The organism is Mucilaginibacter arboris (assembly GCF_009754915.1).
GTDB classification, from domain to species: domain Bacteria; phylum Bacteroidota; class Bacteroidia; order Sphingobacteriales; family Sphingobacteriaceae; genus Mucilaginibacter_A; species Mucilaginibacter_A arboris.
In genome coordinates this window covers 28,831-41,125 of the sequence record NZ_WPIK01000018.1, presented here as the reverse complement: position 1 = coordinate 41,125, position 12,295 = coordinate 28,831, and the positions used below count along the sequence as shown (strand labels likewise).

General features: G+C 37.4%; 12 protein-coding genes. 10 read left to right on the top strand and 2 right to left on the bottom strand.

Translation table 11 applies throughout. The features are described 5' to 3' along the window. Positions 1-5: 5 nt before the first annotated feature. Both GO621_RS16490 and GO621_RS16485 read left to right on the top strand, forming a co-directional pair. A complete protein-coding gene (locus GO621_RS16490; protein ID WP_157569049.1) occupies positions 6-1,361 on the top strand; it encodes a Gfo/Idh/MocA family protein in 1,356 nt (451 codons plus the stop codon). Positions 1,362-1,379: 18 nt separating this feature from the next. Continuing rightward, on the top strand, positions 1,380-2,429 hold the full coding sequence (locus GO621_RS16485) for a DUF6807 domain-containing protein (protein ID WP_157569047.1): 1,050 nt from the start codon (positions 1,380-1,382) through the stop codon (positions 2,427-2,429). 34 nt (positions 2,430-2,463) lie between these two features. Here the strand turns inward: GO621_RS16485 and GO621_RS16480 are convergent, their stop codons facing one another. Beyond that, positions 2,464-2,925 (bottom strand): cupin domain-containing protein, encoded by a 462-nt coding sequence (locus GO621_RS16480; protein WP_157569045.1) that lies wholly within the window; start codon positions 2,923-2,925, stop codon positions 2,464-2,466. 247 nt (positions 2,926-3,172) lie between these two features. On the opposite strand from GO621_RS16480, the gene GO621_RS16475 reads away from it, so the two are divergent. From GO621_RS16475 to GO621_RS16465, 3 genes are read left to right on the top strand one after another with little or no spacing between them, the layout of a single operon-like run. Continuing rightward, on the top strand, positions 3,173-3,427 hold the full coding sequence (locus GO621_RS16475; RefSeq protein WP_157569043.1) for a hypothetical protein: 255 nt from the start codon (positions 3,173-3,175) through the stop codon (positions 3,425-3,427). Between the two features lie 47 nt (positions 3,428-3,474). Next, complete coding sequence (locus GO621_RS16470) at positions 3,475-4,176, top strand: DUF421 domain-containing protein (protein ID WP_157569041.1); 702 nt, start codon at positions 3,475-3,477, stop codon at positions 4,174-4,176. A 7-nt stretch (positions 4,177-4,183) separates the two neighbouring features. Continuing rightward, entirely contained in the window at positions 4,184-4,873 is a 690-nt protein-coding gene (locus GO621_RS16465; protein ID WP_157569039.1) for a YetF domain-containing protein, read from the top strand. A 114-nt stretch (positions 4,874-4,987) separates the two neighbouring features. Here the strand turns inward: GO621_RS16465 and guaB are convergent, their stop codons facing one another. Continuing rightward, positions 4,988-6,457 (bottom strand): IMP dehydrogenase, encoded by a 1,470-nt coding sequence (gene guaB / locus GO621_RS16460; protein WP_157569037.1) that lies wholly within the window; start codon positions 6,455-6,457, stop codon positions 4,988-4,990. A gap of 722 nt (positions 6,458-7,179) precedes the next feature. Here guaB and GO621_RS16455 point away from each other — a divergent pair. The 5 genes from GO621_RS16455 (at position 7,180) to GO621_RS16435 (ending at position 12,200) form a co-directional block, all read left to right on the top strand. Further along, positions 7,180-7,830: a PAS domain-containing protein gene (locus tag GO621_RS16455; protein WP_157569035.1), complete on the top strand. Its 651-nt coding sequence runs from the start codon at positions 7,180-7,182 to the stop codon at positions 7,828-7,830. A 42-nt stretch (positions 7,831-7,872) separates the two neighbouring features. Beyond that, positions 7,873-8,250: an SRPBCC domain-containing protein gene (locus GO621_RS16450; protein ID WP_157569033.1), complete on the top strand. Its 378-nt coding sequence runs from the start codon at positions 7,873-7,875 to the stop codon at positions 8,248-8,250. Positions 8,251-8,324: 74 nt separating this feature from the next. Continuing rightward, positions 8,325-9,572 carry a BamA/TamA family outer membrane protein gene (locus GO621_RS16445; protein ID WP_157569031.1) on the top strand — a complete coding sequence of 416 codons (1,248 nt, stop codon included), beginning with the start codon at positions 8,325-8,327 and terminating at the stop codon, positions 9,570-9,572. Positions 9,573-9,738: 166 nt separating this feature from the next. Beyond that, the gene (lysA, locus tag GO621_RS16440; protein WP_157569029.1) at positions 9,739-10,989 is read left to right on the top strand and encodes a diaminopimelate decarboxylase; all 1,251 of its coding nucleotides are present in this window, start codon (positions 9,739-9,741) and stop codon (positions 10,987-10,989) included. Between the two features lie 107 nt (positions 10,990-11,096). Then, a complete protein-coding gene (locus GO621_RS16435; protein WP_157569027.1) occupies positions 11,097-12,200 on the top strand; it encodes an AAA family ATPase in 1,104 nt (367 codons plus the stop codon). Positions 12,201-12,295: the final 95 nt, after the last annotated feature.

The window sequence follows — 12,295 nt, the reverse complement described above, 5'->3', positions numbered from 1 at the left end:
ATTACATGAAAAATTCACGACGTACTTTTATTAAACAAGCGGCGCTGGCCGGTGCTGGTGTTATGGTTTCTAAAGTTAGTTGGAGTGCAAAAAGCTACAAAAGGATTATCGGTGCCAATGATCGGGTAAGGGTTGGCGTGGTTGGTTTTTCCGACAGGCACAGAAGTTCGCATGTGCCCAGCTTTATGAACCATTATAAAGAACTGAATTTTGATTTGGTTGCGGTATCCGATATCTGGAATAAAAGGAGAGAAGCAGGCGCTGCGCTGTGGAAAGAGAAAATGGGGCATGACGTGATAGCCTGCCGGAACAATGAGGAAATGTATGATAAAAAACTGGTGGATGCTGTTTTTGTAAGCACAGCCGATTTTCAGCATGCATTACATGCGATAGAAGCCGTAAAAGCTGGCTGTGATGTTTATTGCGAAAAACCATTTGCGGAAACGATGGAAGATAACCGCGCGGCTTTAAAAGCAATTAAAGCATCGAATAAAATTGTACAGATTGGTTCGCAAAGAAGAAGCGGAAGTAACTACCAGGCAGCAGAAAATTTTATAAAATCCGGGAAATTCGGTCCGATAACGATGGTAGAATTAACCTGGAACGTAAACCAGCCGGGAAGATGGCGGCGGCCAAAAGATGTGCCTTTGTTAAAAGAAGAAGATACAGACTGGAAGCGTTATTTAATGAACCGTCCGCACGATACTTTCGATGCCAGAAAGTATCTGGAGTTTCGTTTGTTCTGGCCGTACTCTTCAGGTTTGCCTGGACAATGGATGAGCCATCAGATTGATACGGTGCATTGGTTCAGCGGTTTGCAGCATCCAAGAAGTGTGGTTGCTAATGGCGGAATTTATGCCTGGAAAGATGGACGGAAAAACTGGGACACGATTTCTGCCGTTTTTGATTATGGCCCGATGAATGATCCTGCAACTGGTTTTCAGGTTACTTTCTCTTCCAGAATGCATAATGGAGATGAAAATCCTGCCGAAATTTATTATTCCAATGGTGGCGAACTCAATCTAAATACCAACAAAGTTTCTCCAAAAGGCGGATTAACCAAAGCACACGCAGCAGAAATGGGAATGCAGGCAAACTTACTACCAGAATTAAGTTTATCTGAAGCAGAACCTGTGATCGCTTCGGCAAATACTGGCGGCGATAAACTTACTTCTGCACACGTTAGAAACTGGATGGAATGCGTACGAAGCCGTAAACAACCTCATGCGCCTGTTGAAGCTGGTTATAGCCATTCTATCGCTACCATCATGACAAATGCTGCTGTTCATACGGGACAAAAAGTTACTTTCGACGAAAAAACGCAGGAAGTAATGGCCGGAGGCAAAGTGTTTAAATTTTAACCGGTAAAAGAAGTATTCATGAAAAATTCATTTAAGTTTGTTACCGTTTTTGTATTGAGTATGATGGGCTCTTCTGCATCTTTTGCACAAACTTATGATGTGGTTAAAGTTGTAAAAGAAGTTGGCAAAAATAAGATTGATGTTTTTATCGGCTCAAAGCCTTTTACCAGTTTTTTATATCCCGATACTTTAGAAAAACCAGTTTTGTATCCGGTTTATACAGTAGAAGGAACAGATGTTACAAGAGGTTTTCCGTTAAATCCTAAACCCGGAGATCCTACAGATCATCCGCACCATATCGGTATCTGGTTTAATTATGAAAATGTAAACGGACTTGATTTCTGGAACAATTCTTACGCTATCCCAAAGGAGAAAAAAAGCCAGTACGGCTGGGTTAAAACCGATAAAATCCTCAACATAAAAAGTGGTGCAAAAGGAGTATTAACTTATCATGCCAATTGGGTGAACCAGAAAAATGATATTCTGCTGGAAGAAATAACACAGTTTGAATTTAGCCAGGTTGGACACAAACGAATTATTGACCGCACCACGACTTTAAAAGCAAAAACCGAAGTTAATTTTAACGATGCAAAAGATGGTTTATTAGGATTGAGGCTGGCGCATCAACTGCAAATGCCAAATCCGGAAGACCAGAAATTTACTGATGATAAAGGAAATGTAACCATTGTAAAAGGCGGAACAGACCAGGTTGCAAACGGAAATTACATCACCAGCGAAGGGAAAACCGGAAACGATGCCTGGAGCACGAGAGGTAACTGGTGTAAAGTTTATGGTAAAATGGGCAGTGATTCGGTAAGTATCGTAATGATCGATCATCCGCAGAATCCAAATTATCCAACTTTTTGGCACGCCCGCGGATATGGATTATTTGCGGCAAACCCTTTGGGCGAAAAGATTTTTACAAATGGAAAATCTGCAAAAAACCTAAAGCTTAACAAAGGTGAAAGTATTACTTTTCGTTACCGGATTGTGGTAGATGAAGGCGTTCGTTCCATTTCCAACGATCAAATTAAAAAGTTTGCTGCGGATTTCGCACAAAAAAAGTAGTGGTAAAAGAAGCATCAACAGAAATTAAACGCCGTTAATTAGTTTTAACGGCGTTTGTTGTTTTAGCCGATTTCCATTTAATAGCATAATAAGTTGCAGGCGTTGTGCCTGCATTTTTAATATTGTGCAATTGGTTTGCTGCCGAAAATATGATAGAACCTGTTCCAACTTTTTTCAACTCGCCGTTAACCAAAACTTCAACAGTACCTTCTTTTACAATCGTTAATTCTTCTTCGGGATGCTGATGCGGCGGATGAGCAGTTTCGCCGGGATTTAAGGTAGAAACATGGCATTCCAAGTTATCCAAGGTAGCAGTTGGCGAATCGAAAAACTGCCGCTTTTCCCCGGTTTTTGTTTTAACTGCTTTGATGGAGTTCCAATCAAAAACTGAAGAAGGCAAATTGCTGAACTGTTTGGATTGATAAGCTAAAATGGACATTGGGATGCACATTACTAAAACTGTAGCTACAACCAAGTAAATTTCTCTTTTTGTCATCGGTTTAAAATAATATTGCTTTTGTTAAATAAGTAGTTAATCTTTAAAAGGAAGTCCCGCCGGTTTGAGTAACAATTGTATATCAAACAAAGATTCTGATAAAAATACAAAACATTACTTCTTGTGGATTTTTTATTGAATCGGCAGAAAAAGCATAATTTGCAACTTTTGTCATTTATTTACAAAGTCAACCGACAATAGCATTAAATCAATTATCAAAAACATCAACACAAATTTTGTAAAGCAGATGGAATTAGGTAATGAAATTTTGAAGGTACTGAATAAAACTTATGAACCGTTAACAATGGTAGAAACCAGGTTTAAGCGTTACGACCTGGTGTTTAAAACAGATGAAGCCGGCCGTCCAATTTTATTATTTATGGGACAAAAAGACGAAAACGGAAAAATAAAGGGAGAACGTTTTGCCAGGAGATTAAAAGAGGGCAGCAGTGGCGAAATACTAAAAGACCATTGGGACAATAAAGGCAAAGCCAGTTATTAAAAAACAATATTTGTATGATTTTTTTAAAATCAGTAGTGTAAAAATTTATGAAAAAGGATGAAATCCACCTGGAGGATATAAAACGGATTTTGTTTGGCCTGGCGCCTCCTGAATTTTTAATCGAAGTTTTTTTTCGCACCATTATCATTTACATCGGTTTGCTTTTTATCGTAAGATGGATGGGCAAGCGGATGAGCGGACAGCTAACTTTAATGGAAATGGCCGTAATGCTAACAATTGGTGCAATTGTATCTGTGCCGATGCAAGTGCCAGACCGTGGACTTTTGCAAGGCGGCATATTGTTAATTTGCATTGCTTTTTTTCAGAGAGGTATTAGTTTGCTGGGTTTTAAAAGTGGTAAGATTGAAGATTTAACGCAGGGAAAGGCAAGTATGCTGGTAAAAGATGGGATTTTGCAGTTAACAGAAATGAAAAAAGTAAGGGTGTCGCACCAACAGCTTTATGCAGAGTTAAGGCAGGAAAATGTATTTAACTTAGGTATAGTAGATCGGGTTTATCTGGAAGCTTGCGGTATCTTTAGTATTTTTCAATCAGCAACGCCTAAACCCGGTTTGCCTATTTATCCGCCTGATGATAAAGAAATTGTGGCGGCGCAAAAGCCTGCTATCAAGAGTAAAGAACCTATAGAATTATTAGCATGTATTAATTGTGGTTATGTTAAGCCCAATAACAATAACGAACCCTGTGCAGATTGCGGACATAAAGAGTGGATAAACGCTATAAACTAAAAAACTGATGAAACCAAGTGAAATGCACTTAACCGATTGGGCAAGGATATTGGTAGGCGATGTACCGGGAAGTTTTTATGTTGAGGTAGTAATCAGGGCAATTGTATTTTACTTGTTATTGCTCGTTGCCATACGTTTAATGGGCAAACGGATGTCATCGCAATTAAGTCGTAATGATTTGGCTGCAATGGTTTCGCTTGCTGCGGCGATTGGTGTTCCATTGCAGGCGCCAGACAGAGGTATTTTACCGGCAGTAATTATTGCTTTGATAGTAGTAGTTGTGGCACGCTGGATTGCAGCAAAATCTTTTAAAGACCAGAAATTTGAAAAGTTTTCTCAGGGAAATGTTGGTATGCTGGTTAAAGATTCGGTGATGGATTTGGAAACGATGAAAAAATCCAGATTAACACGCGAGCGTTTGGTAGCCCAGCTTCGATCAAAAAACATTAAGCAGTTGGGCAGTGTAAAGCGTTTTTATATGGAAGCCAGCGGTTCTTTTACTTTGATAGAAGAAGAAAAACCAAAACCCGGTTTATCGATCATTCCACATTGGGATAAAGATTTTCAATCACAGTTTAAAAAACATGATGAGATACAAGTTTGTCAGACTTGTGGGCTTACACAAGGTTCAGGTTTCGATGTCAAAAATAAATGCCCGAATTGCGGAGATAAAAACTGGACGGAAGCTGTAGAATAATATTATATTCAAGATTACAACAACTTTTAAAATCTTGCATGCTTCTTTTACCACCTAAAAAATTATACCAAAAATAAAGGCACATATTTTTACCTGATAAAAGAAGCATTATAGTTAACGCGTATAATTAGGCGCTTCTTTGGTAATGGTAATATCGTGCGGATGCGATTCGCGGATACCGGCAGAAGTGATCCGTACAAATTTTGCTTTTTGCAAAGCTTCAATATTAGCAGCGCCGCAATAACCCATACTTGCACGTAAGCCGCCAACATACTGGTACATTACTTCGGCAAGCGTTCCTTTTACAGGCACTCGGCCAACAATTCCTTCGGGTACTAATTTTTTAATATCATCTTCCACATCCTGAAAATAACGGTCTTTTGAGCCTTGTTCCATCGCTTCAATAGAACCCATTCCGCGGTAGGATTTAAAACGGCGGCCTTCATAAATAATAATTTCTCCCGGAGATTCTTCTACGCCAGCAAACAAAGAACCAGCCATGATAGAACTTGCACCTGCAGCAATTGCTTTCGGGATATCGCCGGTATGTTTAATGCCACCATCTGCAATAACCGGAACGCCGCTTCCTTCTAAAGCTTTTGCACATTCGTAAACGGCATACAATTGAGGAACGCCAACACCAGCAATAATGCGTGTTGTACAGATTGAACCCGGGCCAATGCCTACTTTTACAGCATCAGCTCCGGCAGTTGCTAACGCGATTGCTGCTTCGCCGGTTGCCACGTTTCCTACGATTACCTGCAAATCCGGAAATTTTGCTTTTACTTCTTTTAAGCGGTCAATTACACCTTTTGAGTGGCCGTGCGCCGTATCAATCGTAATTACATCCACACCTGCTTTTACCAGCGCATCTACACGTTCCAAAGTATCGGCAGTAACGCCAACGGCAGCACCAACACGTAAACGGCCATGCTCATCCTTACAAGCATCCGGAAAGTTTTTAAATTTTTGAATATCCTTAAAAGTGATCAAGCCAGATAAACAGCCTTCTGCATCAACTACCGGAAGTTTTTCTATTTTATGTTGCTGTAAAATTTCTTCTGCTTCTAAAAGAGTTGTACCAAGCGGCGCGGTAATCAGGTTTTCTTTCGTCATTACTTCGCGTACCGGCTTTCCCATTTCTTTTTGAAAACGAAGGTCGCGGTTGGTAATAATGCCGGTTAGCCGATGGCCCGCATCTACAACCGGAATCCCGCCAATGCGAAACTCCTTCATAATTTTTACAGCATCTGCTATTACGGCATCATTCTTTAAAGTAACTGGGTCCTGGATCATGCCGCTTTCAGATCGTTTTACTTTACGCACTTCATCAGCCTGGAGCTGTATGCTGAGGTTTTTGTGTAACATACCAATTCCGCCTGCCTGTGCAATAGCAATTGCCAAAGCAGCTTCGGTAACGGTGTCCATCGCAGCAGAAACAATGGGAACGTTTAACTTTATTTTACGCGTTAAAAAAGACCTGGTATCAACTTCGCGGGGCAGAACTTCGGAGTATGCCGGTACCAGCAATACATCATCATAAGTTAAACCTTCAGCAACAAACTTGGCGGGATCAAATTGCATAGCAAACAATTTATAGGTTAATTATTTGCCGGGCAAAGGTAATATTTTTAATCGTAATAACTTTAGCCGTTTTTATATTTACATCTTTTCTACAAAATGGGGTATTTTATACGCTCTTTTTCCTGGTTCTGTTTTTAAATAATTTTTTTTGTTAGCGAAAAGATAAAATACTAAAAACGAAGTTGTTTAAACTTTTTTTCTGGCCCTCTTTTTTTGGGCCGATGCTTCTTTTATCGCCTAAAAATGTTGGTCGTTAGGTTTGTTTTTTGGTGCCCATGCTTCTTTTATCAGCTAAAAAATATTAACCAATCACTAAAGACCTATAAGGTTTTCAAAACCTTATAGGTCTTTAGTGATTAAATACAAACACCAATTTTACCCGGTAAAAGAAGCATGGGCACCAAACCTGGGCATATTGGAGGACCAAATTGAAATTGGTACCAAAAAGTTTAAACAACCTCAACTTTTAATATTCAATGTTTTAAAAATTTGTTGAAAACCGGCTAATAGCTATTGGCGCGGAAATTGTAAAGATGTTATCAGTTATAAATAATCAGGATAATTTGTATTACTATTGGTGTATAGTTTTAAGCTGTAAAAATAGTAAGTAGGGCATTAAGTAAACTACTAATAACCGAAACAATAATTTTTTAACCGGAATATTTATTATAAAAATTGAACGTTGTTTAAGATAAATTTCTAATTTTTGTAAAAATTTCAGCATGTTGATAACACCTTTATTAAATTTTAAAGATAAAAGCCTGAAAAATTTTTTCTTTTACAGTAATCAGTTCATGTGGATAACTGATATAGAATTAAAGGCTATACTGGAAGTTAATGATGCAGCAGTTAGAGCTTTTGGCTATAGCAGAGAAGAGGTTACGGCACAATCTATACAGGAATTTATACCTCAAAAAGAGCATCAGAAATTACTAAAATTAATATCAGAAAGCAGTTTTGCACAGCAACCGCTAAAAAAAGAAATCAGTTTAGTAAGCCGTACAGGGAAAATAATTTATGTGGAGGCCTGTGTATCGGCTATTATTTATCAAGGTAAAGAAGCAAGGATTTTTACCATGACAGACATAACAGAAAAAAAGCTTTACCGTTCAATGCTGGAAGATGCGATGGAGGAAGAGATCGGCCTGAAATCAAAAAACAAACAACTTAAAAATTTAGCTTATTTTAATTTTCATCTGGCCAGAAAACCACTTGCTAATATCTTAGGGCTGGTAAATGTTTTAGACCAATCTGTATTGGATCAATCTATCAGTCCTGACCAGACTTTATCAGAAGCGATAGAGTTTTTAAGGGAATGCAGCAACGAACTGGACGAGTTGATTAAAAATACTGACCCTGAGCTGTTAACTTAAAAAATAATTAAACAAATAGTTAGGTCCGGATTATAAAACTAAATGAAAGATTACAAAAAGTATTATTTGCTCCCGGCAGAACCTGAAGATGTTTATATGGCCTTAACTAATCCGGTTAGTATTGAAATCTGGACTGGCGAACAGGCAGAAATGACGGCCAAACCAGATTCTGAATTTTCTTTATGGGAAGGCAGCATACAAGGAAGAAATATAGAATTTATAGAAGGAAAAAAGATTGTTCAACAATGGTATTTTGGCGATCAGGAAGCAGAATCTATTGTAACCATTAAGCTTCATCCTGATAAACACGGTACTTCGGCAGAGTTAAAACATACCAACATTCCAGATGAGGATTATGAAGATATTGTAGAAGGCTGGAATACAGCATATTTTGGTTCGCTGGAAGAATTTTTCTCCTGATTAGAATTATATTAAACTTTTTTTGTTGTTTTTTCGTCTTACTGAAATGCTTCTTTTAATCAACAAAAATCAGGATGACGAATAAAAATAAATTTATCCTGTATTGTATTTTTCTTTTCAGTTTCTCAGCAAAACTATTTGCACAATCAGAGCAAGCTCTTCCTGCAAATCCTGCCGTTTCAGATACGCTTCGTAAACAGCAGGACAGCCTTGCATCTCAACGAGATATAATTGATTATCTTCATAAATTATTTCATAAAAAGGGCTCGCAACCTATAAATCCAATTACAAAACGGTTTAATTATTCCGTTGTTCCATCCGCTGGTTATACACTTTCTACCGGTTTAGCAGCAAGTTTAACCGGTAATGTTGCCTGGTTTGCAGAACCATTACAGCATGAGAATTTATCGTCTGTAATTTCTATTTTATCCTATAATCAAAAGAGTCAGCTTACTTTCCGGATTATTTCCAACGTTTGGTCTAAAGACAATGATTACAATTTTGTAGGAGATTTTCGCTTGTATAAATTTCCTGAGAACACTTATGGTTTAGGCAGTTTAACTTCTTTGGATGAGTTAAACCCCATGAAATATAATTTTGTCCGGTTTTATGAAACTGTTTTAAAGAAGCTGGAAAAAAACTTTTACGGTGGTTTAGGTTACAACCTGGATTATCATTATGATATTATGGAAAACGGAAAACCAAATCAGTCCGTTACAGATTACCAGATTTATGGTAAAACAACTACATCTGTATCATCAGGTATCGCTTTTAATTTATTGTATGATAACCGCAAAAATTCTATCAATGCACGTAACGGCACTTATGTAAACCTGATTTATCGCCCTGATTTAAAATTACTTGGCAGCGATACTAACTGGCAATTGTTATCTTTCGATTTCAGAAAATACATTCCGCTAACCACATCCGGTAAAAGCGTTCTGGCTTTTTGGACACTGGAAAACTTTACTTTAAGCGGCCAGCCGCCTTATTTTGATTTACCAAGTACGGGTTGGGATATGGCGGGAAACACAGGAAGAGGTTACGCACAAGGCAGGTTTCGAGGGAAAAACATGTTATATGCTGAAACTGAGTATAGGTTTGATTTAACAAATAATGGATTTTTCGGAGGAGTTTTATTTGTAAACGGAGAAACTTTTTCTGATTATCCAAACAATCGTTTTCAAAAAGTAATACCTGGGTACGGGCCAGGTTTACGGATCAAATTTAACAAACGCTCTGCTACAAATATTTGTATCGATTATGGTTTCGGCATTAATGGTTCACATGGTTTATTTGTAAACTTAGGCGAGGTTTTTTAATCGAAACGGCTAATGCTTCTTTTAGCAAGTAAAAATCATTTTCTCTTGTTTTAAGTTTGAAATATTATTTCCTGAACAACAATTACAAGCTTAAAATTTTATTTTTGCCGTCCGGTTTTCTGTCAGAATAAAAAATACTGCTTCAACTGCCGGATAAAATACTGTTATGTTCAATTCTGCGCTTGTAAACCGTTTCCATCAATTAGAAACACCTTTTTATTATTACGATCTGCAAAGCTTAAAAGCTACTTTAAAAGCTTGTGCCGATGCTTCTTTTAAGTACCATTTTCAGGTGCATTATGCCATGAAAGCAAACTTTAACCCTCGCGTTTTAGATACCATTCAAAGCTTTGGTTTTGGTGCCGATTGCGTAAGCGGAAACGAAGTGCTTGCTGCCGTAAATCATGGTTTTAAACGGGAAAAGATAGTTTTTGCAGGCGTTGGCAAATCCGATAAAGAAATTAACCTGGCATTAGACCAAAATATTTTTTGTTTCAATGTTGAGTCTGTTCAGGAATTGCAGGTAATAAACGATCTGGCTGCTGCAAAAAATAAAACTGCAAGCATTGCTATCCGCATCAATCCAAATGTAGATGCACACACACATCATTTTATTACAACCGGGTTGGAGGAAAACAAGTTTGGCATCAATACGTGGGAATTGCCTGCCGTTGCAGAAAAATTACGCCAATGTAAAAACCTGAAATTTCTGGGCATTCATTTTCATGTTGGTTCTCAAATTAACGATCTCAGCGTTTTCCAAAACCTGTGTTTAAAAGTGAACGAGATGCAATTGTGGTTTCAGGAAGAAGGATTTGAAGTTAAAGTTTTAAATGTTGGCGGCGGTTTAGGCGTAGATTATTTTTTGCCCGATAAAAACAGCATTGTTGATTTTGAAAGTTACTTTAAAGTTTTTAAAGATTTTCTGCATGTTAATCCAAATCAGGAAGTGCATTTTGAATTGGGCCGCGCTTTGGTTGCACAATGTGCATCTTTAATTTCAAGGGTTTTATATGTTAAAAACGGCATCAAAAAAAACTTTCTCATTCTGGATGCCGGCATGACCGAACTGATCCGGCCAATGTTGTACCAGGCATATCATCAGATAGAAAATCTGAGCTGGGAGCAAGGAGCGGAGAACGAAGAAGCAATTAGCAATCAGCAGTCAGGTAGTAGCAATCAGCTATCAGGCAGCAGCAATTCGCACCTCGCAACTCAAACCCCGCACCTTATTACTTCCTACGACGTTGTGGGCCCCATTTGTGAAAGCACAGATTGTTTCCGGACAGATGTAGAACTACCGGAATCAAAAAGAGGTGATTTAATTGCCATCCGTACAGCCGGCGCTTATGGCGAAGTAATGGCTTCGGGTTATAACCTGCGCGACCGGGTACAATCGGTTTATTCGGAAGAGTGATGCTGTTTTTACCGGCAAAAATTAAGTATAAGCCAATTAGAGGATGGATTTAAATTTGTAAGAATATCACTAACAGCTTAATTAGCTAAAATGTCATAAATTTAATTATGATTGGATATATTGAAATAGAAGGTTTTAAATCCATCAAAAAAATGGAGATGGAACTAAAATCAATTAATATTTTAATTGGCAGCAACGGAAGTGGTAAAAGTAATTTTATCTCATTTTTTAAACTGATTAATGCCATTTTTAATAAACGTTTGCAAAAGTTTGTATTGGAAGAAAAGGTTGATAATTTACTATATTTTGGAAGAAAAACAACTAAAAATCTCTTTGGTAAATTGATTTTCGACAGTGGAAAAGGAAATAATAACGCTTACTATTTTCAACTTGAGCAAACAGTAAATGGCGAGATATATATTGAAAGAGAAGGTTCTGGGTACAATGTAAACAGAGAAAGTGAGTCAAGTAATTATTTTATTGATTACAATTTATTAGAAAGTAACATATTCAAATATAGCTCATTTAGAAATAATTATCTTAGAAAACATCTAAAAAATCTTCAAATTTTTCATTTTCATGATACCTCTTCTACTTCGCTTTTAAGAAGAGAATGTGATTTGAACGATAATTTATATTTAAAACAGGATGGAAGAAATTTACCTGCTTTCTTATATATATTAAAAATAAAACATCCAAAAGTTTTCAACCGGATAGAAAAAACAATTCAATCTGTTGCACCATATATTGATAAGTTCATTTTAGAACCAAACCGGCTAAACGAAAAAGAAATAGAATTACGTTGGATAGATTATGGCGATCCCGAATCTAATTTTTCTGCCTATCAGCTTTCTGATGGAACATTGCGTTTTATTGCTTTGGCTACATTATTAATGCAGCCGGAACCTCCCGCAGTTATAATTATTGATGAACCGGAATTAGGTTTGCATCCTTTTGCAATTGGAAAATTGGCCGGAATGATTCAAAGTGCTTCCGGTAAATCTCAGATTATTGCAGCTACCCAATCCCCAGGGCTTATCAGCAATTTTTCTCCCGAAGATATTATTGTAATCGATAAAAGTGAGGAACAAAAACAAACTGTTTTTAACCGGCTAAATTCAGAATCTTTAAATATATGGCTTCAAGAATTTACACTTGGCGACTTGTGGGAAAGAAACATAATCAATTCGGCCCAACCTTTTACCAAATAACATGAAAAGAATAATTGTTATTGGAGAAGGGCAAACAGAGCAATCCTTTTGTAATGATGTTTTGCAGCCATACTTTAGTTCGAAAGGGATTTACA